Source organism: Kitasatospora sp. NPDC089509 (genome assembly GCF_044749365.1).
Lineage (GTDB): Bacteria > Actinomycetota > Actinomycetes > Streptomycetales > Streptomycetaceae > Kitasatospora.
Genome location: NZ_JBIVHS010000012.1, coordinates 139,145 through 160,327, shown reverse-complemented (window position 1 = coordinate 160,327; position 21,183 = coordinate 139,145). Strand labels below are relative to the sequence as shown.

19 protein-coding genes are annotated in these 21,183 nt (G+C 74.8%); 10 read left to right on the top strand and 9 right to left on the bottom strand.

All coding sequences use genetic code 11. The annotated features are described in order from the left end of the window. Positions 1–70 precede the first annotated feature (70 nt). From ACIP4P_RS24835 to ACIP4P_RS24825, 3 genes are all read right to left on the bottom strand, one after another. Positions 71–739, bottom strand: a complete 669-nt coding sequence (locus tag ACIP4P_RS24835; protein ID WP_400921834.1) for a hypothetical protein — start codon at positions 737–739, stop codon at positions 71–73. 73 nt (positions 740–812) lie between these two features. Next, a complete protein-coding gene (locus tag ACIP4P_RS24830; protein ID WP_400921832.1) occupies positions 813–1,589 on the bottom strand; it encodes a MerR family transcriptional regulator in 777 nt (258 codons plus the stop codon). Positions 1,590–1,603: 14 nt separating this feature from the next. Continuing rightward, entirely contained in the window at positions 1,604–2,710 is a 1,107-nt protein-coding gene (locus tag ACIP4P_RS24825; protein WP_400921830.1) for a serine hydrolase domain-containing protein, read from the bottom strand. A gap of 227 nt (positions 2,711–2,937) precedes the next feature. On the opposite strand from ACIP4P_RS24825, the gene ACIP4P_RS24820 reads away from it, so the two are divergent. The 3 genes from ACIP4P_RS24820 to ACIP4P_RS24810 all read left to right on the top strand — a co-directional run bounded on the left by ACIP4P_RS24820 (position 2,938) and on the right by ACIP4P_RS24810 (position 8,264). After that, on the top strand, positions 2,938–5,373 hold the full coding sequence (locus tag ACIP4P_RS24820) for a penicillin acylase family protein (RefSeq protein WP_400921828.1): 2,436 nt from the start codon (positions 2,938–2,940) through the stop codon (positions 5,371–5,373). A gap of 95 nt (positions 5,374–5,468) precedes the next feature. Next, complete coding sequence (locus ACIP4P_RS24815; RefSeq protein WP_400921826.1) at positions 5,469–6,317, top strand: methyltransferase domain-containing protein; 849 nt, start codon at positions 5,469–5,471, stop codon at positions 6,315–6,317. Positions 6,318–6,839: 522 nt separating this feature from the next. Continuing rightward, entirely contained in the window at positions 6,840–8,264 is a 1,425-nt protein-coding gene (locus ACIP4P_RS24810) for a hypothetical protein (RefSeq protein ID WP_400921824.1), read from the top strand. 34 nt (positions 8,265–8,298) lie between these two features. On the opposite strand, the gene ACIP4P_RS24805 is transcribed toward ACIP4P_RS24810, so the two are convergent. Next, positions 8,299–9,078, bottom strand: coding sequence for an SDR family NAD(P)-dependent oxidoreductase (locus tag ACIP4P_RS24805; RefSeq protein ID WP_400921822.1), 780 nt, complete (start codon positions 9,076–9,078; stop codon positions 8,299–8,301). A gap of 287 nt (positions 9,079–9,365) precedes the next feature. Between ACIP4P_RS24805 and ACIP4P_RS24800 the strand changes: the two genes are divergently transcribed. Next, positions 9,366–10,418 carry a terpene synthase family protein gene (locus ACIP4P_RS24800; RefSeq protein ID WP_400921820.1) on the top strand — a complete coding sequence of 351 codons (1,053 nt, stop codon included), beginning with the start codon at positions 9,366–9,368 and terminating at the stop codon, positions 10,416–10,418. Here the strand turns inward: ACIP4P_RS24800 and ACIP4P_RS24795 are convergent. Next, complete coding sequence (locus tag ACIP4P_RS24795; RefSeq protein WP_400921818.1) at positions 10,369–11,238, bottom strand: alpha/beta fold hydrolase; 870 nt, start codon at positions 11,236–11,238, stop codon at positions 10,369–10,371. The two genes, ACIP4P_RS24800 and ACIP4P_RS24795, sit on opposite strands and share 50 nt — an antisense overlap. 113 nt (positions 11,239–11,351) lie before the next feature. On the opposite strand from ACIP4P_RS24795, the gene ACIP4P_RS24790 reads away from it, so the two are divergent. Beyond that, positions 11,352–11,765, top strand: a complete 414-nt coding sequence (locus tag ACIP4P_RS24790) for a winged helix-turn-helix transcriptional regulator (protein WP_400921816.1) — start codon at positions 11,352–11,354, stop codon at positions 11,763–11,765. On the opposite strand, the gene ACIP4P_RS24785 is transcribed toward ACIP4P_RS24790, so the two are convergent. Beyond that, positions 11,756–14,551, bottom strand: a complete 2,796-nt coding sequence (locus ACIP4P_RS24785; protein ID WP_400921813.1) for an AfsR/SARP family transcriptional regulator — start codon at positions 14,549–14,551, stop codon at positions 11,756–11,758. The genes ACIP4P_RS24790 and ACIP4P_RS24785 overlap by 10 nt on opposite strands. A 216-nt stretch (positions 14,552–14,767) precedes the next feature. On the opposite strand from ACIP4P_RS24785, the gene ACIP4P_RS24780 reads away from it, so the two are divergent. After that, a complete protein-coding gene (locus tag ACIP4P_RS24780) occupies positions 14,768–15,310 on the top strand; it encodes a hypothetical protein (protein ID WP_350515119.1) in 543 nt (180 codons plus the stop codon). Positions 15,311–15,392: 82 nt separating this feature from the next. Here the strand turns inward: ACIP4P_RS24780 and ACIP4P_RS24775 are convergent, their stop codons facing one another. Next, complete coding sequence (locus ACIP4P_RS24775) at positions 15,393–15,836, bottom strand: DUF5946 family protein (RefSeq protein ID WP_350515120.1); 444 nt, start codon at positions 15,834–15,836, stop codon at positions 15,393–15,395. Continuing rightward, positions 15,833–16,345: a GNAT family N-acetyltransferase gene (locus ACIP4P_RS24770; RefSeq protein WP_400921810.1), complete on the bottom strand. Its 513-nt coding sequence runs from the start codon at positions 16,343–16,345 to the stop codon at positions 15,833–15,835. The genes ACIP4P_RS24775 and ACIP4P_RS24770 overlap by 4 nt, the downstream gene beginning before the upstream one ends. A 190-nt stretch (positions 16,346–16,535) precedes the next feature. Between ACIP4P_RS24770 and ACIP4P_RS24765 the strand changes: the two genes are divergently transcribed. The 4 genes from ACIP4P_RS24765 to ACIP4P_RS24750 all read left to right on the top strand — a co-directional run bounded on the left by ACIP4P_RS24765 (position 16,536) and on the right by ACIP4P_RS24750 (position 20,440). Then, positions 16,536–17,486, top strand: coding sequence for an ATP-binding cassette domain-containing protein (locus ACIP4P_RS24765; protein WP_400921808.1), 951 nt, complete (start codon positions 16,536–16,538; stop codon positions 17,484–17,486). Then, positions 17,483–18,331 (top strand): ABC transporter permease, encoded by an 849-nt coding sequence (locus ACIP4P_RS24760; RefSeq protein WP_400921806.1) that lies wholly within the window; start codon positions 17,483–17,485, stop codon positions 18,329–18,331. The genes ACIP4P_RS24765 and ACIP4P_RS24760 overlap by 4 nt, the downstream gene beginning before the upstream one ends. A gap of 148 nt (positions 18,332–18,479) precedes the next feature. Further along, positions 18,480–19,760, top strand: coding sequence for a histidine kinase (locus ACIP4P_RS24755; protein ID WP_400921938.1), 1,281 nt, complete (start codon positions 18,480–18,482; stop codon positions 19,758–19,760). Beyond that, on the top strand, positions 19,757–20,440 hold the full coding sequence (locus ACIP4P_RS24750; protein WP_400921804.1) for a response regulator: 684 nt from the start codon (positions 19,757–19,759) through the stop codon (positions 20,438–20,440). Before ACIP4P_RS24755 ends, ACIP4P_RS24750 begins: the two co-directional genes overlap by 4 nt. Positions 20,441–20,459: 19 nt before the next feature. Here ACIP4P_RS24750 and ACIP4P_RS24745 read toward each other — a convergent pair whose 3' ends face one another. Then, positions 20,460–21,173, bottom strand: coding sequence for a DUF2278 family protein (locus ACIP4P_RS24745; protein ID WP_400921802.1), 714 nt, complete (start codon positions 21,171–21,173; stop codon positions 20,460–20,462). Between the last annotated feature and the right edge of the window lie 10 nt (positions 21,174–21,183).

Sequence of the window (21,183 nt, the reverse complement as noted above, 5' to 3'; positions counted from 1 at the left end):
GGGGCGCAAAGTAGCGCGTCCGGTGTGGTCCTGCCAAGGTCCGGCCGACGGGAGGGCGGGATTCCGCTGTTCAGTGGCGAGTTGACGGCGGGCCGGGTGGTGGTGCCTGGTCCGCCCAGTCCCGGGAGAGGGGCAGCCGGCCGGCCCGGTGCGCCACGCGCTGTTCGGTCACCCAGCGCTCGACCTGGTCGACGGATCGCGCGAGTGGCTGTCCGGTGGTGTCGACCAGGCCGGTGCGCCAGCGTGGATCCTCGGCGGTCCACGCCGTCCACCGGTGCCAGGCCATCTCCGGCCAGCCGTCCTCGGTGATGACGTCGGGCCGGAACCGCGGGTCGCGGGCGTGTCCGCGGTGCCAGGCCGCCCAGCCGCAGAAGGCGTCGGTGGCGGCCTCGTCCCACCGGCCGCCGTCCCGCGCGGCGATCCGATCGCGCCGGACCGGGTCGCCGACGTCGATCAGGCAGACGGCGATGCCGTCCAGCAACGGCGCCGAGGGGACGGCCAGGAGCTCGCCCAGCGGCGTGTTCCCGGACAGCAGCAGATCCACCCCGGCGGCCTGGTACTCCAGCGCGCGGCGCACCCACCGTTCGGTCATCCGACTGCGCCAGTGGGGCGGGAACGGCGGGTCCGGGACGCCGACCTCGTCGAACTCGTGCACCACGATTCCGTCCAGCCGGTCGGCGACGGCGAAGGCGAGCGTGGTCTTGCCCGCGCCGCTGGACCCGGTCAGCTTGAGCAGCATCCCGCCAGCCTGGCAGCCCGCGACGGCCGTCTCGACCGATTTTCCGGGCTTCCCCGCTCCGAGGCGCCGGACGTCAGCCGGGCGGCATCCGGACACCTCCGGCGCGGAGCTTGGCCTCGGTGAGCGCGGTCAGCCGGGCCGCGACCGGGGCCTGCTCCGCGCGGTGGCCGTCGATCAGCCGGTACTGGGCAGCAGCCCTGGCCCACACCCGTTGGTCGGCCTGGTTCCCCAGCCGGGCGGGGTCGGCGAGGTAGTGGTCGGCCATGGCGGTCGCGAGTTCCTCGATCCTCGGGTCGTCCGGGGCCCAGCTCTCGGCCTGCTGGCCGCGCCTGGTCAGCTCGACGAACTCCGGGTCGTCCAGCCGCTGTTCGAGCCGGCCGAGGAAGGCGTCGAAGCCGTCCGGGACCAAGGCCCGGGTCAGCACCAGGGCCTCGCGTTGCGCGGCCACGTAGTCGGCGTCGAGGCCGAGGCCGGGCATCCGCTCCAGGAGGGCGCAGGCGCGGTCGGGCAGCAGGGCCCGGTCGCCGTCGGCGAGCCGCTCCAGGGTGTTCCGGCGGGCGGTCAACTCCTCGATCCGCTCGGCGAGTTGTCGTGACACCTCGGCGAGTGCGGCATCGAACCGGGCGCCGTCGGCGTCGAGCATCGGCCCGATCTCGGCCAGCGGCACGCCCGCGCCGGCCAGCGTCCGGACCTGCACCAGCTGCAGCAACTCCGCGGAGCCGTACCGCCGGTAGCCGGAGGCGTCCCGTTCCGGCTCGGCGACCAGGCAGAGCTTGTGGTAGTGCCGCACCGTCTTCACCGTGACACCGACGAAGGCCGCGGCCTGTCCGATCGTGACTCCGTTCCTCATCGGGCCAGCTTGCCTCATCGGGCCGACCCGCCGCGCCCGTCGCAGAACACCGCGTCGAGGAAGCGCTGCTGGGCGGCCTGGAACGCGGGAGCGATCGACATCGCGGCGTCGTCCACCCAGGTCAGTCCGGCGGTGAGGGTGGTTCGGCCGTCGGGGGAGCCGTACATCATCGCCGCCGAGCCCATGGTGGCGCCGTGGTGGTGGAAGACGGTGCCGCCGGGCGTCTCCTGGGCGAACACCCCCAGGCCGTAGCCGGCCGTCGCCTCCGGGGTACGCATCTCGGCGAGCAGGTCGGCGGGCAGCAGCCGGCCGCCCATCAGTGCGGAGAAGTAGGTGTGGAGGTCGCGGGTGGTGGAGATCATGTCGCCGCCGGCGCCGACCCAGGACGGGTTCTGCCGGGTGACGTCGACCGTGTGCTCCTGTCCGGCGTCCTGGTAGCGGTAGTAGCCGTGGTTGTGCGGCTCGGGCAGTTCCGGGGAGGCGCCCGGCGCCACCGTGCCGGTCAGTCCGAGCGGTTCCAGCACCAGCCGCCGCAGCTCCTCGGCGAACGAACGGCCGGTGGCCCGCTCGACCACCAGCCGGGCCAGTACGTAGTTGGTGTTGGCGTAGCTCCAGCCCGTACCCGGCGCGAACCGGGCCGGCCGGGACAGCGACAGTCGGACCAGTTCCTCGGGCGGGTAGGTCCGGAACCGGTTGTCCACCCACTCCTTGCCCTGCCAGGGCACGCCCAGCACGATCGTCCCGTCCTCGTACAGCTCGCCGGTGTGGTTGAAGATCCCGGTGGTGTGCTGGAGCAGCATCCGCACGGTGATCCGCCGGTCGAGGCCGAAGCCAGGCAGCAGGTCGTCGACCGTCGTGTCCAGGCCGAACCTGCCCTCGGCCACCAGCGACAGCACCGTGGTGGCCACGAAGCTCTTGGTGCTGCTGCCGATCCGGAAGTGCCCGTCCGTCACCACCGCGCCGTCCCGGCCCGACTCCCGCACCCCGCCGCCGCCGACCCACTCGCCCCGCTCGTCGTTCACCCGCAGCTGCACCCCGAGGAAGCCGGCCCCGACCAACTCGGCGATCGCCTCGCGCAGTTCCGGACGGTCCTGCCGCTGACCCGCAACCCTGCTGGACATGCTGTTCCTCCATCTCGTCCGCGCCCCGACCGGGCGTCGTGCCGTTGCGAGGAGCCTCCACCCTGCCCCAGGGTCAACCTCAACTGTGATCCAGGTCACCCCGGCGGGTCCGGCCGGCCGGGAGGCGCATCGGCCCGGGGGCTTACACCTCCGGGCCTACGGGTCGTCGGGGGAATGGGCCGTGGAGCCGATGCGGGGCGGGGTGGCCGCGCGACAGGGTGGGGCACATGATCAAACGTCAACTTCGGTACGGACGAAGGCGCTTCGGCTCCGGACTGGCCGCGCTCGCGCTGGCCTCGGTCACCGCAGGGCTGCTGCCCGGCTCGGCCGTCGCCGCCGCCGAGGACTCCGACCTCGGCGGCCGGGACGGCTACTCGGCACAGATCCGGCGGACCGAGTACGGGATCCCGCACGTGCTGGCGCACGACTTCCGGGGGCTCGGCTACGGGTACGGCTACGCCTTCGCGCAGGACAACCTGTGCCAACTCGCGGACGAGGTGGTGACCCTGCGCGGGGAGCGGTCGCGCTGGTTCGGCGCGGACGCGAACACCCCGGGCGGCGGCGGGAACCTCACCAGCGACACCTACCACCAGGGGCTGCGGCGGGCCGGCACCGTGCGGAAGCTGCTCGACCGGCCCGCCCCGATCGGGCCCACCGAGGACCTGCGCCGGATGGTCGAGGGGTACGCGGCCGGCTACAACCGCTATCTGCGCGACACCGGGGTGAACGGGCTGCCCGACGCCGGCTGCCGGCGCAAGGAGTGGGTCGGCCCGATCACCACCGAGGACCTCTGGAACCTCATCTACGAGGTCAACGGGAACGCGGGCATCGGCAACGTCCAGGACGCGATCGCCGCCGCGACCCCGCCGGGCACCACCGCGCCCGGCACCACCACTCCCACGACGCAGGCCCCCACCGCCCGGGCCCGTACCCCGAAGCGCCCGTCCGACGGCGCCGAGAACGGCCCCGACCTCGGCAGCAACGCCTGGGCGCTCGGCCGCGACGTCACCCGGGACGGCCACGCCATGCTGCTGGCCAACCCGCACCTGCCGTGGGTCGGCGGCCACCGCTTCTACCAGGTGCAGCTCACCATCCCCGGAGTGCTGGACGTCTCCGGCGCCGCGCTCTACGGCACGCCGGTGGTCGAGATCGGCCACACCCGCGACCTGGCCTTCACGTCGACGACCAGCTACGCCGACCACGGCTCCCTCTACCGGCTCGCCCTGGTGCCCGGCGACCCGACCAGCTACCTGGTCGACGGCAAGCCCGAGAGGATGGGCCGCCAGGACGTCCCGGTCACCGTCCGGGGCGCCGACGGGAGCCTGTCCACCGTCACCCGGACGATCTACACCTCCCGCTACGGCCCGGTGCTGGCCGACCAGGACGCGGGCATCCCCTGGACGGACACCCAGGCCTACGCCTTCCGCGACGCCAACGCCGACAACCTGCGCTCGATGAGCGAGTGGCTGGCGCTGGACCGCGCGCAGAGCCTCGCCGAGCTGAAGCGGGCCCAGGACACCTACCAGGGCGTCCCGTGGAGCTACACCTTCGCCACGGACGTCAGCGGCGCGACGTACTTCACCGACGCCTCCGCCGTCCCGCACCTCACCGACGAGCAGCTCGCCCGCTGCACGGTGGTCCCGGGCCACGACCTGCCCGAGATCCTGGACGGCTCCACCACCTCCTGCGACTGGGGCAGCGACCCGGACGCCGTCGTCCCCGGCCTGTTCGGCCCGGCCGCCCACCCGAAGCTCGACCGCACCGACTACGTCGCCAACTCCAACAACGACCCGCACTTCACCAACACCGCCGCCCCGCTCAGCGGTTACCCGAACGTCTACGGGACGGACCCGCGGCTGAGCCCCCGGGCCCAGCTCGGGCTGCGGATGATCGCCGACCGCCGGGACGGCACGGACGGCCTCGGCGCACCGGGCTTCACCCTGCCGACCCTCCAGGCCGCCATGTTCGGCGACCGCGAGCAGAGCGCCGAGATCGCCCGCGACGACGCGGTCGCGATGTGCCGGGCCAACCCGGTGCTGACCGCCGGGGACGGCAGCGCGGTGGACGTGGGCCGGGCCTGCGAGGTGCTGGCGGCCTGGAACACCCGGACCGACGACACCGGGCACGGCGCCGTCCTGTGGCGGGCCTTCTACTCCGGCCTGTTCGGCCCGAACCAGGTCTGGAAGGTGCCGTTCGACCCGGCCCAGCCGCTGACCACCCCGCGCGGACTGGACGGCGACAGCCCCGACGTCCGACGGGCCCTGGCGGACGCGGTGCGGAAGCTCGGCCGCGACGGCACCGCGCTGGACGCCACCATGGGCGACGTCCAGCGCTGGGCGGGCATCCCGCTGCACGGCTGCGACGACGCCACGGGCTGCTTCAACGTCGTCTCCGGAGGACCGAAGTCGGGCAGCACCGGCGGCAGCCTGCCGCAGCCCGGCACCGGCGCGCGCGGCTCCAGCTTCGTCATGGCCACCGAGCTGACCCCGCAGGGCCCGCACACCCGCACGGTGCTCACCTATGGCGAGTCCGTCAACCCGGCGTCCCCCCACTACACCGACCAGACCAGGCTGTTCGCGCGGAAGCAGTGGGTGACGGAACGGTTCACCGAGGCCGAGATCAAGGCCTCCCCGGCCCTGGAGACCACCCGCCTGCGCGGCTGATCCCCGACCGCCGGCGGCCGGACCCGCGCACCGGGGTCCGGCCCCCGGCCCGGCCCAGGGGTTTACCGACGGACGTTCGCACACATCACTTCCCCATGACCAGTGACACGGCCCACCGGGCGGACGGCACGGCACGAACCTTCTACAACACCCCGGAGACGGACGAGTTCTACCGGCTGACCTGGGGCGGCGAGAACATCCACCTCGGGATCTACCGCGACGGCGACGAGACCATCCGGCAGGCGGCGCAGCGCACCGTCGAATCCGCCGCCCGCAGCGTCGAGGAGGAGCTCGACGAGGCGAGCGCCGTCCTCGACCTGGGCTCCGGGTTCGGCGGCGCGGCCCGCCACCTCGCCTCCACCTACGGCTGCCGGGTCGTGGCGCTCAACATCAGCGACCGGCAGAACCGGGGCCACCGCGCCCGCAACCTCGAACTCGGGCTCGACTCCCGGATCCAGGTGGTGACCGGCTCCTTCAATGACATCCCCGCCGCCGACGGGAGCTTCGACGTGGTCTGGTCGCAGGAGGCGTTCTGCCACAGCGGCGACCGCGCCCGCACCCTCGCCGAGGCCGTCCGGGTCCTGCGGCCGGGCGGCCACCTGGTCTTCACCGACCTGATGGCGGCCTCCGACGGCGACCAGGAGGCGCTGCGCCCGTTCTGCGAACGGCTGCGCATCGGCGACCTGGCGACGCCCGACTTCTACCGCGCGCGGCTCGCGGGGCTGGGCGTGACCGCAACGGAGTTCGAGGACCTCTCCGCGCACGTGCCGGTCCACTACGCCCGCCTCCAGGAGGAAGTCGGCCGCCGTGCCGAGGAGTTGGCGGACCGGGCCGGGGTCGACCAGGTGGCGCGGCTGCGGACGAACCTGGACCACTGCCTGGAGGTGTGCGAGGCCGGACTGCTCTCCTGGGGCCTCTTCCACGGCCGCAAGGCCGTGCGCTAGGACCGGACCCACCCGGGCGGCGGGACGGCGTCCCACCCGGTGTCCGTGGTCCTCCCCGGTCGGTGGTTTCCGGAATGCCCGGACGAGTTCGTACGGAAGTCCATGGTGGGTCCTCTCCTGACGGGTGGCCCGTCGATCGGGCGGATGCGAAGGGACTCTAAGGGCGGGAAAGCCGGTGCTCCGAGCGAATTGAGGAAGATTTGATCCGGGCACCGGGGTAGGCACCCCTTTGCTTTTCTCTCTGATGTGTGAATTCCGGCGGCATCCACCGGAGTGCCGATTTCCCGTTCTGGCAACGGTGCAGGGGGTGCCTCCGGGGTGCCTCCGTGCCTGGCGAATTCTTGACCTCCGTTTCTAGGATCCGGTGTCGAAGCCGATTCACGGTTCCCGAAGATTCCAGAGACGGTTCAAGACTGCATCCATGGCGCACCCTCTCCACCTCCTGTGTTCCGCGGTGGGACTTTCCCAGTCCGAATACGCCCGCGACGGTTCCCGCCTGCCGCGGACCCCCCGGAGCCCGTCGTGAGCGAACCGCTGCCGGGCCCGGGTGCCCGGGCGTCGGCCGGATCCGGCGGGAAGCCGGCGTACACCAACCCGCTGACCCGGCTGCGGACGGGGATGGGCCTGTCCCAACCCGAGTACGCCAAGCTCATCGCGCGCACCCACGGGGCCCTCGCCCTCGGGCAGTTGGCCGCACGTCGGGAACTGGTCGCCCGCTGGGAATCGGGGCGCGCCGTCCCCGTGCACACCGTCCAGTTGGCGATGGCGCACGTCCATGACGTCCCCGCCCGGGAGGTGCACCGGCTCGGCTGGCCGCACTGGCTGCACCTGGTCGGCGGTGGGGCCGCCCCGCTGGACCAGCCCTACACGGACCACGGGGCCGTCCTCGCCCTGCGCGCCGCCGTGCACCCGCCCGGGAGCGCCGGGTCGCCCGAACTCGGCCTGAGTGGGCGCGCGTTGGCCGATCAACTGGGCGAGGCCCTGCGGGGGTTGGCGGAGGCGGGGCGGCCGGACGGCGGCTCCCCGCCGGAGGCGCCGCCGCAGGGGAGGGAGGCGCAGCTGAGGTGGATCGAGGCCCGCACCAGCGCCCTCGAACAGCACGAGCGCGGCACACTGCTGCCGCCCACCGTCCTGTACCGCGCGGCCGAGGCCGAACACCGGCTCGTCGTCGACCACCTGCTGGCCGGTTCCGGTGGCGGGCCCCCGGCGCCGCGCCGGCTGTTCCCGCTCGCCGCCCGCACCGCACTGCTCTGCACCTGGCTCAGCAGCGCCGTCGGCGAGGAGACCAGGGCCGAGCGGCACAACCTGGCCGCCCTCCGTGCCGCCGTCGCCTCCGGCCGGCGGACCGCCGTGGCCACCGTGCTGGCACAGCTGGCCACCCGCCACCTCCTGGCGGGCGACGCGGCCGACGCCCGGACGGTCGTCCGGGCCGCCCGCGCCGCCGATCCGCGCCCGGAGCCGGTCGTCGCCGCGCTCCTGCTGACCAGGGAGGCGCTCGCCCTCGCCCGCCTCGGGCGGCCCGCCGAGGCGGCGCGGGCGCTGGACCACGCAGCCGACGCCCTGGCATCGTCCGACGGACGGCACCGGCCGGGCTTCCCGTTCGCCGTCGACGGGCGCCACCTGGCCGTCACCCGCGCCGAGAGCCACCTCCTCGCGGGCGCGCCGGACCGGGCGGAACCCCATCTGGCCGCCCTGCTGGACGAGTTGGACGGCCCCGAGCCGGTGCCCGCCCCGCCGCTCGCCGGGCGGATGCTGCTGCTCGCGGTCGACACCTACCTCGCGCTCGGCCGGGCCGACCAGGCGGCCCGCGCCACGCACTGCGCGATCACCCTGACCGGCGCCCTGCCCCCGGGCCTGGCGCGGCAGTACCACCGCCGGCTCGCCGCCCACCAGCACGCACCCGTGATCCGGGGCGCCCTGGAGCGCCTGGCGGACGCCGGACCATGAGCGTCGACGGCGGGACGGTAGGACGGAGGGGGGCTCAGCGCTTGGGGATCGGGCCCAGGTAGGTGCCGCCGGAGGCATCGATGGTCTGGCCGGTCACCCAGCGGCCCTGCGGGCCCGCCAGGAAGCCGACCACGTCCGCGACGTCCTCCGGCAGGCCGATCCGGCCCAGCGCGGTCACCGACTCCAGTTCGGCCATTGCCTCCGGTACGCCCGTCCACCGGGACGTCATGTCGGTCAGGATCACGCCCGGATTGACGGTGTTGACGGTGATCCCGCGGTGCCCGAGCTCGTTGGCGAGCGGGACGGTGAGGGCCACCAGCGCCGTCTTGCTGATGGTGTAGCCGAGTTGGAGCGAGGAACCGATCCGGACGGCCGCCGAGGCGATGTTCACGATCCGTCCGCCGTCCCGTAGCAGCGGCAGGGCCCGCTGGGTCACGAACAGCGGCGCGCGCACGTTGATCGCCATCACCCGGTCGAACTCCTCCTCGGTGAGCTGCTCGATCGAGCCGATCAGGTGGATGCCGGCGTTGTTCACCAGGATGTCCAGACCGTCCTCGTCGTGCTCCGCCAGCCCGGCGGTGAGGCCCTCGAACAGTGCGTCCAGCGCGTCGCTCGCGCCGAACCGGGCCCGCACCGTGAAGGCCCGGCCACCGGCCTCGGCGATCAGCCCGACGGTCTCGGCGGCGGCCTCCTCGTCGCTGCCGTAGTGCACCGCGACCAGCGCGCCCTCGGCCGCGAACCGCAGGGCGACCGCCCGGCCGATCCCGCGCGATCCGCCCGTCACCAGTGCCGTCCTGCCGTCCAGTTCGCCCATGGTCGCCGCTCCTCCCGTACCGCCGGTCGGGTCCGGGACCGGCACCGGGTCGCCCGGCCGGGTGCCGGACGACCTCTGATACCTGCCCGGCGCCGCCGGGCCGATGCCTCGGCCGGGGCTCGTCGACACCGGGTGGAGGTCCCGTCCGGGAACGCTCGACGCCGGGTGTGCCCCGCCGGGTGGTGCGCACACACTGTCGGAACGTTCCACGGCCCCACGCTTCCCGTGTTCCCCGGTCCCCCCGTTCCCCCGTTCCCCCGTCTCCACCCGACAGGAGTGCGCGCGCCATGGATCAGATCACCCTGCCCGCCTTCCGGATGCCCTTCCCGGCCACCGGCGGCAACCCGCACCAGGAGGAGGCGGGCCTGCGCATGTGGGCCTGGGCCGAGGCGTTCGGCCTCTGCACCTCGCCCGGGGTGCGCCGCCGGATGCTGCGCACCCGGTCCGAGCTGTGGTGCGCCCTGACCGACCCGACCGCCGGGCCGGGGCCGCTCGCGCTGCGCTGCCAGTGGACCTTCTGGGCGTTCGTCGTCGACGACGCCTTCGACGACGACGGCTGCGGGCAGGACCTCGCGCGCAGCCGGGCGGCGATCGACGAACTGACCGGTGTCGTGAACGGCGTCCGCCGCCCCACCAGCCCGGCGGCGCTCGCGCTGGCCGACCTCTGGCGGCGCACCCGGGCCGGCCGGTCGTCCTCCTGGCGGCGGGCCTTCCGCGCGGACGTCACCGGCTGGCTCTGGACGTACTGGCGCGAGGCCGTGGAACGCGCCGCCGGCCACACCCCGCTGCCCGAGGACTACCTCACCCACCGCCGGCACTCCATCGGCATGGGGATGTTCCTGGACCTCTTCGAGACCCCGCCCGCCATCGACCTGCCCGAGCACCTGCGCCGACTGCCCGCACTCCTCGCCCTGCGCGGCGCGGTGGTCGACCACATCGCCCTCTACAACGACATCTGCTCGGCCCGGAAGGAGGGCGCGGCCGGCTACTACCACAACGCCGTCTTCGTGCTGCGCCACCACCGGGGCGGGACGGTGCAGCAGGCCGTCACCGAGGTCGACGCCCTGCGGGCCGCCTGCGTCGAACGGGCCGTCAGCGCCGAGGAGCAGCTGCCCGCCCAACTGGCGGCCGCCGGCGCCACCCGGCCGATCCGCGCGGCCGTGCAGCTCTACGCCGGGCACCACCGTTCCCTGCTGCGCGGCGACTTCGAGTACCACGCCCGCGCCGAGCGCTACCGGCCGGACCCGGGGGCGCCGCCCGCGCCGGGCCCGCTGCCCGGCCCGGACGTCTTCACACCGCGTCCGCGTCCGCACCGGCCAGGAACGGGCGCAGCAGCGTGAGCAGGGCGTGCGGTCGGTGCAGCGGGATGATGTGGCCGCAGTCCTCGATGAGGTGTCCGGTGAGGTCGTCGGCGATCGGGCGGAGTTGGCGTTCCAGCGCCGTGCCGACGGGCCGGGCGCCCAACGCCAGCGTCGGCACCGTCAGCCGGGCGGTGGCGACCGCCCGCTCGATCTGTGCGGCGCTCTCCGGCAGGGCCCGGTAGTACGAGAAGGCGCGGCTCAAGGCCTCGCGGCCGGTGTACGCGCGGACGAAGGCGTCCCGGAGGGCGGGGCGCACACCGTCGCCGAGCGTGCCGGTGCTCAGGAACCAGTCGACGTAGGCGGCCTCGTGGCCCTCCAGCACGGTCTCGGCGAGGCCGGGCGCGGCGGAGTGGAAGCCGAACCACCACGGCGGCCCGGCGGCGAGGAAGTCCTCGGCGCCGGGCAGCCGGCCGAGCAGGGACTCCATGACGACCAGGCGCCGGACGAGACCGGGGCGGCGCAGGGCGAGCAGGAAGGCCGGCGCGGTGCCCGCGTCGATGCCCACCACCGCGGCCGAGTCCACGCCGAGCGCGGTGAGGAGCGCCGCGGCGTCCTCGGCCAGGGTGCCGGCGTCGTACCCGGAGGCGGCCCGGCCGCTGGCGCCGAACCCGCGCAGGTCCGGTGCGATGACGAGGTGGCGGTCGGACAGCTCGGCCATGACGTCCGTCCACAGCTCCCAGGTGTGCGGGAAGCCGTGCAGCAGCAGGACGGCGGGGCCCGATCCGGCGAGGGCGACGTTCAGTTCGACACCGTTGGCGAGGACGCGGCGCAGTTCGGGCATCGGGCGCAGTTCGGGCATGGCGGGACTCCGGGTACCTGGTGAGGAACGGTGAGGAATGGTGACCAGGTCACGCTAGGGAACTATCCTGGGCTGCCCAAGACGGCACTTTCCCTTCAGGTGGTGAGCCCCAGGTGACCACGGCGACGCCCGGCGGACGTGACCGGCGCCCAGGTGAGCACGGTGACCTGCTGGATCCGCTCTGCCCGACCCGCCGGCTGCTGGACCGCCTCGGCACCAAGTGGACGTCGATGACGGTCAAGGTGCTGGCCGAGCAGGCCCCGGGGGAGCTCCGCTTCGCCGAGCTGCGGCGCCGCATCCCGGGCATCTCGCAGAAGATGCTCTCCGTCACCCTGCACGGCCTGGTCCGCGACGGTCTGGCCGCACGCCGGGTGGAACCCACCGTGCCGCCCGCCGTCCACTACCGGCTCACCGGGCTCGGGCTGTCCCTCGAAGGACCGCTTTCCGCCCTGCGGGTCTGGGCCGAGACGAACATGGCGGAGATCGACCGCAACAACCGGCTCGTCGACGAGTCGCCTCAGGTCTGACGGACGGTCAGGTCGCTCGGGCCCGGTGGCGGTGGGGCTTCGAGCTCGGCGAGGGTGGTCGACACCACCGTGCGCAGCCGGGAGTTGGGGGTGTGGGTGTCGAGCAGGGCGAGGGCCTGGTGGAGGTGGGCGGCGGCTTCGGCGGGGCGGGCCTGGCGGCGGTGGTGTTCGCCGAGGTAGTAGAGGGTGATGCCCTCCAGGACGCGGGTGCCGGTGCGGCGGTGGCGGGCGAGGCAGCGGTGGAGGCGGTCGGCGGCCTCCTCGGGCCGGCCGGCCAGCAGGGCGGCGATACCGAGGTTGGTCTCCAGGGCGCCGATCGCCCAGTCGTCGCGGCGCTCGGGCGGTTGGGCCGCCAGGAGGGCGAGGGCCTCTCGGGAGTAGGCGGCGGCCTGGTGGTGTTCGCCGGTTTCGAGGCACTGGTCGCCCAGGTTGCCGATGACGTGGGCCTCGCCGACCTGGTCCCCGGCGGCCGCCAACAGGGCCCGGGCGCGGTGGAGTTCGGCGCGGGCCTGGTCGGGCCGGCCGAGGGCGCCGAGCGCGGTGGCGAGGTCGTTGCGGGCGTGGCCCTCGCCGAAGCGGTCGCCGGACCGCTGGGCGGCGGTGACGGCGATCCGGTCGGCCTCGACCCACTCGTCCAGGTGCGGGCTGACCGCGTAGTAGCTCCAGAGCAGCACCGGGAGCTGCCAGGCGTGGTCGGAGCGGCCGTGCCGGGCGGCCTCGCGGATCACGGCGAGCAGCTGGGTGTGCTCCTCCTCGCACCAGCGGAAGGCCTGCGCCGGGGTGGTGAACCCGGGTGGCACGTACCAGGGTTCGGGCGGTGGCAGCGGGATCCGCCGGCGCTCGGGGGTGATCAGCAGGCCGGCGGCCTCGGCGTGGTGCAGGTACCAGGAGCAGAGCCGGGCGCGGGCGGCCGCGCGTTCGCCGCAGCGGGTCTCGGCGGCGCACCGTTCGCCGGCGTACAGGCGCAGCAGCTCGTTCAGCCGGTAGCGGTCGCGGTCCAGGTGGGTGAGCAGGTGGGCGGTGGCGAGCCGGTCGAGGACGGGCCGGACGGCGGCGGTCGGGGCGCCGGAGAGCGCGGCGGCGGCGTCCGCGGTGACCTCGGCGGCCGGGGCGAGGGCGAGCAGTCGTAGCAGGGCGCCGGCCTCGGCGGGCAGCGAGCGGTAGGAGAGGTCGAAGGCGGCGCGGACGGCGGAGGTGGCGTCGCCGTCGATCTGCAGGGCGGTCAACCGGTGTTCCTCGTCGCGCAGTTCGGCCGCGTGGTCGGCGAGGCTGCGGTCCGGGCGGGCGGCCAGCCGGCTCGCGCTGATGGCCAGGGCGAGCGGCAGGTGGCCGCAGGCGGCGGTGAGTTCGGCGGCGGCCCCGGGTTCGGCACCGGTCCGGTGTGCGCCGCTGATCCGGGCGAGCAGGTCGAGGGCGGCGGGCGCGGGCAGGACGTCGAGCACCAGGGAGCGGGCGCCGTTGCGGGCGGTCAGCCCGTCCAGCCGGGTCCGGCTGGTGACCACGGTGCGGCAGTCGGGGGCGCCCGGCAGCAGCGGCCGGACCTGGTCGGCGTCGCGGGCGTTGTCCAGGACGACCAGCAGGCGGCGCCCGGCCAGCAGGGAGCGGTAGAGCGCGGCGGCCTCGTCGGGGGCGGTCGGGACGCGCTCCCCGGGGAGGCCGAGGGCGCGCAGGAAGCGGGCCAGGACGGTGTGCGGGGTGAGCGGCGGGTCGACGGAGAAGCCGTGCAGGTCGGCGTAGAGCTGCCCGTCGGGGAACCGGTCCCGGGCCCGGTGGGCCCAGGCGACGGCGGTGGCGGTCTTGCCGACGCCGGCCGGGCCGGAGAGGGCGAGGACGGCGGCGGGGCCGGTGAGCAGCCGGTCGAGTGCGCCGAGTTCGGCTTCCCGGCCGACGAACGTGGGTAGCGGGGGCGGGAGTTGGGCGGGCCGCGGGGTGTCGTCGGGCGGCTCGGGTCGATCGGCGTGGCCCGGTTCACCGCGGGTCCGGTCGCTGCGGGCCTGTTCGCCGCGGGCCGGCTCACCGCGGGCCGACCCGGCGCGGACCGGGGCGGTCGCGAGCAGGTCGAGGTGGAGGGCGCGCAGCTCCGGTCCGGGGTCCAGGCCGAGTTCCTCGGCCAGCCGGTCCGCGAACCGTCGGTACACGGCGAGGCCCTCGGGCGCGCGGCCGGAGCCGTGCAGGGCGCGCATCAGCTGTCCGGCGAAGCGCTCCCGGAGCGGGTGGTCGGCCACCAGGGCGGTGAGCTCGGGCACGGTGGCGCGGTGGCGGCCGAGGGCGAGTTCCAGGTCGAGGCACTCCTCCCAAGCGGTGAGGCGCAGTTCGTCGAGGGCGACGGCGCCGGGGGAGCCCACGGCGCCGGAGAGCCCGTCGAGTGCGGGGCCGCGCCACAGGCCGAGCGCCTCGCGGAGTGCGGCCGCGGCGGTCTCGGGCCGGCCGTCGGCGGCCGCGCGGCGGGAGTCGGTGAGCAGGTCGGTGAAGCGGTGGGCGTCGAGGCGGTGGCCGGTGAGGGCGAGGCGGTAGCCGGGGCCGTCGGTGAGCAGCGCGGGCGGCGCGTCCGGGTCGGCCTCGGCGAACCGGCGCCGGAGCAGCCCGGCCAGGTTGCGGGCCTGGCGGCCGGCGGTGGCGGGTGGCCGTTCGTCCCACACGGCGTCGACCAGCCGGGCCACCGGGACGGCGCTGTCGGCGTTCAGCAGCAGGGTCGCGAGCAGCCGTTCCGTTCGGGAGCCCTCCAGGGGGATCCGCCGCCCGGCGCCGGTCCACACCTCCAGCGCTCCGAGGATCCTGAACTCCAAGCGGCCCTCCCCGGGACCTGCGGCGACTGCGATGGGGCATCGCCTGAGTGCGTGATGTGACAGAACGATGACCAGATCATGCCAGTTGTGTGCGTGCGGTTGAGAGGTTTGTCGTGCACCGGCTGAAACCAGTCGGTCACAGCACGCGAACCACGTCCTGTGCACCGCGCCCCACCCCTTGCCCCACCCCTTTGCCCCAGCCATGAGGAGTTGTCGATGAACCGCCTGAAGAAGGCCGTCGCCACCGCGACCGCCGTCGCCGCGGCCGCCCTGGTCCCGCTCACCGCCGCACCGGCGGGCGCCGCCACCGGCCCGGCCACCCACCTCGGTATGACCTGGGCCGCCCTCTCCTACGGCCCGGACGGCACCGTCCAGGTCGGCGGCCCGGGCGGCAGCCCCAGCGACGCCTACCACGGCGACACCGCGCCCTCCGTCGCCCTGCCCGTGCTCTGCCTCAACGTCGACGGCAGCCCGGCCCCGGCCGGACTGAACATCGGCTTCTACAACGGCTGGGCGCAGGGCACCGTCGCCCTCAGCCCGGCGGTCAAGGGCTACCGCCTGAACAGCAAGGCCGCCGCCGACAGCATCTGCCAGGCCTCCTTCGGCGCCGGCTGGCGCCAGGCCGAGTTCCACGACGGCCACTTCGGCCCCGACCTCGCGCAGACCGGCGGCTGGACCTTCTGGGCCTACGGCAACATCCCCAACAACACCCGGTTCTGGACGGCCATCAACGACCAGCCGGCCAACCCCTGGAACTGAGCCGGAGCGCTCCGGGTCCGCGCCCCCGCGCAGCGGGCGCGGCCCCGGGCCGCACAGGTCCCTGAAACCCGTCCCGGTCCGGCTACCCCGCGTGGCCGTCCCAGGCCGCCAGCGTGGCCGTCGCCCAGTCCCGTACCCGCTCCGGGAACCCAGCGGCCGGGAAGGTGCCGTCCAGCGCGACCTGCTCGATGGTGACCGCGAACCCGCCCCGCGGCGCTGCCGGGGCCGCCGTCACGCTCCGTGGCGGCCCGCCCGTCACCCGATGCGAGTTCGCCCGGCGGGCCCGACCGATCAGCCGCTCCACCGCCGGCAGCCCGCCCGTCAGGTAGGCCCGGAGGAACGCCCGCGCGCCCGCCCCGCCGTCGCCGGGCAGCCGGCCCGGGTGCTGGAGCAGGAAGCAGGACACCGACACCCCGTGCAACGGCCCCCACGGCTCCGCCCGCGCGTGGTCCAGCGCCAGCAGCAGGTGGAACAGCGACGTGCAGTCCCGCGCCCCGCACTCCCCGCAGCGGCCGTCGCCCGTCACCGGTGCGCGGTTCCGTCCGCGGTCCCGCCCACGGCCTTGCTCATCGACATCGCCTGCACGCCGTAACCGCAGCGGCGGTACAGGGCGATCGCGGCCTCGTTGCCGCCGAAGACGTTCAGGGCGAGGCCGGTCATCCCCTCCCGGGCGACCAGCCGCTCGGCGGCGGCCAGGACGGCGGCGCCGTAGCCCCGGCGGCGGAACCCGGGGAGGACCCGGATGTGGTACAGCCAGGCCGTGCCGGAGGTGCCCGCGCCCGAGCGGGGGTCGGGGCCGATCCAGGCGCTGCCGACGACCTCGCCCGCGGCGTTCTCGGCCACCACCAGGTGGTGGCCCGCGGTGGCGCGGCCCTGCGGCAGGAAGGTGGCGGTGCCCGCGCGGGAGCGCTCGCGGGCCAGCTCCTCGGGCATCAGCCGGGCGAGCTCGGCCGTGGTCTCGGCCTCCCGCACTTCGGTCGCCGACCGGTACTCGGCCTCGGTCATCCGACGCAGCGTCACGCTTCGATCGTCCATCCCGCCATCCTGGGGCAGTCGGCACCGCCCGCGACAGCGCTTTTACCCGGGGTAGGGCGAAGGCGTGGTACCGCGGTACTACGCGCCCTCCGATGATCAGTCCCCGGTGCCGTCGATCCGGCCGCGCCCGGCCCTAGCGTGGAACCGTGGGCGGCCGGACGGACCGGCCCCTGAACGGTGAGGGTGAGCGATGATCGAGGCGCACCAGCTGACGAAGCGGTACGGGGAGAAGACCGCCGTGGACGGGCTGGACTTCACGGTCCGGCCGGGGGCGGTGACCGGCTTCCTGGGGCCCAACGGGGCGGGGAAGTCGACCACCATGCGGATGATCGTCGGGCTCGACGCGCCGACCGGCGGGTCGGTGCGGGTCAACGGCCGCCGGTACGCCGAGCACGCCGCGCCGCTGCAGGAGGTGGGCGCGCTGCTGGAGGCCAAGTCCATCCACCCCGGCCGCTCGGCGTTCAACCACCTGATGGCCCAGGCCCACACCCACGGCGTCCCGCGCCGCCGGGTCGAGGAGGTCATCGAGCTGACCGGCCTGCAGTCGGTGGCCCGCAAGCGCGCCGGGGCGTTCTCGCTCGGCATGGGCCAGCGCCTCGGCATCGCGGCCGCCCTGCTGGGCGACCCGGCCACGGTGATGCTGGACGAGCCGGTCAACGGGCTCGACCCCGAGGGCGTGCTGTGGATCCGCAACCTGCTCACCTCGCTCGCCGCAGAGGGCCGCACCGTCTTCGTCTCCTCGCACCTGATGAGCGAGGTGTCGCTGGTCGCCGACCACCTGATCATCGTCGGGCGCGGCCGGCTGCTCGCCGACACCACCGTCCAGGAGCTGGTCCAGCAGGCCGGCGGGGACGTCGTCAAGGTCGCCAGCGCCGACCCGGCCCGGCTGCGCTCGGTGCTCTCGGGCCCCGGCGTGGAGATCACCGGCCGTACCGGCTCGGAGGAACTGCTGGTCACCGGGCGGACGGCCCGGGAGATCGGGCTCACCGCCGCCGAGCACGGCATCGCGGTGTTCGAGCTGACCCCCCGGACGGTCTCCCTGGAGGAGGCGTTCATGGAGCTGACCCGGGACGCCGTCGAGTACCACGGCACCACCACCGCCACCACCGCCACGACCGAGACCGTGAGGAGCGCGGCATGACCACCATCGCCCCCAGCCAGACCGCCACGCCCGCCGCCCCGCGCCCCGCCCGCCCCGCCTACAAGGTGACGGCCGCGCGCGTGCTGCGTTCGGAGTGGGCCAAGCTCTGGTCGCTGCGCTCCACCTGGATCACCCTCGGCCTGGCGCTGCTGTTCCTGGTCGCCTTCGGCCTGATCGCCGCCTTCCAGTTCAAGTCGCGGATCACCTCCGGCCGCCCGATGGACCGGGACTTCGCCGACGCCAGCGCGCTCAGCCTCTCCCTGTTCGGCACCAACTTCGCCCAGCTGGCGCTCGGCGTGCTCGGGGTGCTGGTCGCCGCCGGCGAGTACTCGACCGGCATGATCCGCTCCACCCTGGCCGCCGTGCCGCGCCGCCTGCCGGTGCTCTGGTCCAAGGCCGCGGTGTACGGGGCGATCGCGCTGGTGCTGGGCACCGTCGGGGTCTTCGTCACCTTCTCGGCCGACAGCGGCATCCTGTCCGGCACCCGCGCGGCGATGACCCTCTCCGACACCGGCGTGGTGCGCGGCCTGCTGGGCGCGGGCCTCTACCTCGGCCTGGTCGGCGTGATCGGCGTCGCCCTAGGCGCGGTGCTGCGCTCGGTGGCGGGCGGCATCGCCGTCCTGGTCGCCTCGCTGATGCTGATCCCCGGGCTGACCTCGCTGCTGCCCACCTCCTGGCAGAGCCACATCAGCCCCTACCTGCCCAGCCACGCCGGTGAGGCGATGTTCGCCCTGCACCACGACTCGACCACGCTCTCGCCGACGGCCGGCCTGCTGGTCTTCCTCGGCTGGACGGTGCTGGCCCTAGCCGGGGCGGCCGTACGGCTGGTGCGCAGCGACGCCTGAGCGGGCGGAGACGCCTGAGCAGGCAGCGACGCCTGAGACACTCGCGGTGCGGCGCCAGGACCGACCGGCGCCGCACCGCGTCCTTCGTCCGAGCAGCAGGGAGAACCCACCGGTGAGCGAGGAGTACGTCACCCCGGCCGGCCCGGCCGTGCCCACCGACGCGCTGTCCGGCCACCCGTTGTACGGCCGGCTGGCCCGGATCGGCCAGCGGCTGCGGGAGGCGGACCGCGCCCACCCCTGGGTGCTGGACACCACCGTGGTGGCCGTGGTCTTCCTGCTGTTCTGCCTGCCCGACCTCGTCCACGGCCACGGTGACGGCGGCCCGCGCGAGCACCGGTTCACCTTCGCCCGCCCGCCGCTGCCGGCCACCCTGGCCCTTCAGATGGGCCTGGTGGTGCCGCTGCTGTGGCGCCGGCGGCGGCCCACCGCGGCCTTCGCCGCGATCATGGCGGTGTTCGTGCTGCAGTGGTCGCTGGGCGTCGCGCTGCGCGCCGACGCCGCCCTGCTGGTGGCGTTCTACAGCCTGGCCCTGCACGGCCGGCTGCGGCACCTGGCCTGGGCCTGCGGTGTGATGGCCGGGGCGATGGCGCTGGTGGCGGTGGAGGTCTCCGGCGGCGGACTGCCGGTCGGGGACGCGCTGTTCTTCCTCGGCAGCGCCGCCACCGCGGCCGTCGCCGTGGGCATCGCGGTCCGGGTGCGCCGCGCCCAGCTGGCCGGACTGCGCGAGCGCGCGGCCCGGCTGGAGATCGAGCGCGACCAGCGCAGCAGGCTGGCCACCGCCACCGAACGCACCCGGGTGGCCCGGGAGATGCACGACATCATCGGCCACAACCTGTCCGTGATCATCACCCTGGCCGACGGCGGCGCCTACGCCGTCCAGGCCTCGCCGGAGCGCGGCCGGGAGGCCCTGCAGCTGATCGGCGAGACCAGCCGGCAGGCGCTCGGCGAACTGCGTCGGATGCTCGGCGTCCTGCGCGACCAGGCCGACCAGTCCGCCGAGTTCAACCCCCAGCCCGGCGTCGCCGACCTGGACGGGCTGTGCGCCCGGATCCGCGCGGCCGGCCCCCAGGTGGTCTACACCGTCAGCGGGGACCCGGACGGCCTGGACCGCGGCGTCCAGCTGATGGCCTACCGGATCGTCCAGGAGGCGCTGACCAACGCCCTCAAGCACGCCGGACCGGAGACCGGCGCGCACGTGACCCTGACCGTCGACGCCGCCCGGCTGCGGGTGCGGGTCCGGGACAGCGGCCCGCCCGACGGCGTCCGCCGGCCGGTGCGCCCGGACGGCGAGGGGCACGGCCTGGCCGGGATGCGCGAGCGCGCGGCCCTGTACGGCGGGACCGTCACGGCGGGCCCCGGCCCTGGGGCAGGATGGACCGTGGAGGCCGAACTGGACCTCACCCCCGACCCGACAGGCGGCCACCCGTGACCACCGTCCTCATCGTGGACGACCAGCCACTGCAGCGCTACGGCTTCCGGATGCTGCTGGAGAGCCAGCCCGACACGGAGGTGGTCGGCGAGGCCGCCCACGGCGGCGAGGCCGTCCGGCTCACCGCCGACCTGCGGCCGGACGTGGTGCTGATGGACATCCGGATGCCCGGCATGGACGGCATCGAGGCCACCCGGCAGATCGTCGCCAGCGGCGGCCGCTCCCGGATCCTGGTGCTCACCACCTTCGACCTGGACGAGTACGCCCACGCCGCGCTGCGCGCCGGGGCCAGCGGCTTCCTGCTCAAGGACGCCCGGCCGGAGGAACTGCTGGCCGGGATCCGCGCGGTGGCCGAGGGCGACGCCGTGGTGGCCCCCGCGATCACCCGGCGGCTGCTGGACGCCTACGCCCACCGCCTGCCGGTCCGGCCGGCCGGGGCGGCACCCGCCGAGGACCCCCGGCTGGACGCGCTGACCGAGCGCGAGCGGGAGATCCTGGTGGCCATCGCCCAGGGCTGGACCAACAGCGAGATCGCCCAGCGGCTGGTGCTGGCCGAATCGACCGTCAAGACCCACGTCAGCCGGGTGCTGGCGAAGATCGGCGCCCGGGACCGGGTGCAGGCGGTGATCTTCGCCTACGACCGCGGCCTGACCCGGCCCAGTCCGCCGATCTCCGGCTGACGCGGAGCCGCGGGACGTCCTACGCCTGGCTGCTGGAGCTCTGCTCCGGCGCCCGGCCCGGGTGCGGGACGGTGGCCGGCAGGGCGTGGCCGGTGCGGTCGTCGGTGTGCCAGGACTGCGACTGGAAGGCGAGGAACACCGCCGTCCAGCGGTTCTCGTCCGGCAGGTGGATCAGCAGGCCGCCGTCCTGGTAGACCCCGTCGTCGCCGCGGAACTGGCCGCTGTTGCCCTGGTTCATGTGCACGTCGTGCACGCCGTTGCCGGGCAGGAAGCCGAACACCTTGTCGGGGACGCCGGGTTCGGGCCCGAAGCGCTGGCCGAACACGTACACCGCGGCGTCGGCGTCGGCGATCGCGCGCTGCACGTAGTGGTCGAGCAGGTCGGCGAGGTCGTTGTCCGGGCCCGGGAGGTCGGGCGGCAGCACCCGCATCGCCGTGTGGTCGAAGAGCTTGCCGCGGACGAAGTCCAGGGCGGCCGTGCCCGGCCGGGAGGCCAGCGCGGTCCAGCCGCTCCCGGCGGCCGGCAGCAGCCCGGTGACCGGGTGCCGGAAGTCCTCGTCGGCGAGGTACAGCAGGTCCGAAGGGGCCTGCTGGGAGAGCACGTTGACGGCCGCGCGGTAGTCGGTGCCGTCCGCGTCGCGCAGGTGGATCTGGTAGTGCGGGGTGCCGGTGGCGCCCTCGCGGCGCCGGTCGACGGCGGAGGCGGCGAGCACGCCGTAGTTGTTGATCGGCATCGGTCGGTTC

What these genes read in the sequence shown, in the direction of transcription:
- ACIP4P_RS24770 (WP_400921810.1), bottom strand. Translation starts at nt 16,345, where the DNA reads ATGGACGATCGAAGCGTGACGCTGCGTCGGATGACCGAGGCCGAGTAC.
- ACIP4P_RS24835 (WP_400921834.1), bottom strand. Translation starts at nt 739, where the DNA reads ATGCTGCTCAAGCTGACCGGGTCCAGCGGCGCGGGCAAGACCACGCTC.
- ACIP4P_RS24800 (WP_400921820.1), top strand. Translation starts at nt 9,366, where the DNA reads ATGGATCAGATCACCCTGCCCGCCTTCCGGATGCCCTTCCCGGCCACC.
- ACIP4P_RS24795 (WP_400921818.1), bottom strand. Translation starts at nt 11,238, where the DNA reads ATGCCCGAACTGCGCCCGATGCCCGAACTGCGCCGCGTCCTCGCCAAC.
- ACIP4P_RS24780 (WP_350515119.1), top strand. Translation starts at nt 14,768, where the DNA reads ATGAACCGCCTGAAGAAGGCCGTCGCCACCGCGACCGCCGTCGCCGCG.
- ACIP4P_RS24760 (WP_400921806.1), top strand. Translation starts at nt 17,483, where the DNA reads ATGACCACCATCGCCCCCAGCCAGACCGCCACGCCCGCCGCCCCGCGC.
- ACIP4P_RS24830 (WP_400921832.1), bottom strand. Translation starts at nt 1,589, where the DNA reads ATGAGGAACGGAGTCACGATCGGACAGGCCGCGGCCTTCGTCGGTGTC.
- ACIP4P_RS24765 (WP_400921808.1), top strand. Translation starts at nt 16,536, where the DNA reads ATGATCGAGGCGCACCAGCTGACGAAGCGGTACGGGGAGAAGACCGCC.
- ACIP4P_RS24815 (WP_400921826.1), top strand. Translation starts at nt 5,469, where the DNA reads ATGACCAGTGACACGGCCCACCGGGCGGACGGCACGGCACGAACCTTC.
- ACIP4P_RS24745 (WP_400921802.1), bottom strand. Translation starts at nt 21,173, where the DNA reads ATGCCGATCAACAACTACGGCGTGCTCGCCGCCTCCGCCGTCGACCGG.
- ACIP4P_RS24820 (WP_400921828.1), top strand. Translation starts at nt 2,938, where the DNA reads ATGATCAAACGTCAACTTCGGTACGGACGAAGGCGCTTCGGCTCCGGA.
- ACIP4P_RS24825 (WP_400921830.1), bottom strand. Translation starts at nt 2,710, where the DNA reads ATGTCCAGCAGGGTTGCGGGTCAGCGGCAGGACCGTCCGGAACTGCGC.
- ACIP4P_RS24805 (WP_400921822.1), bottom strand. Translation starts at nt 9,078, where the DNA reads ATGGGCGAACTGGACGGCAGGACGGCACTGGTGACGGGCGGATCGCGC.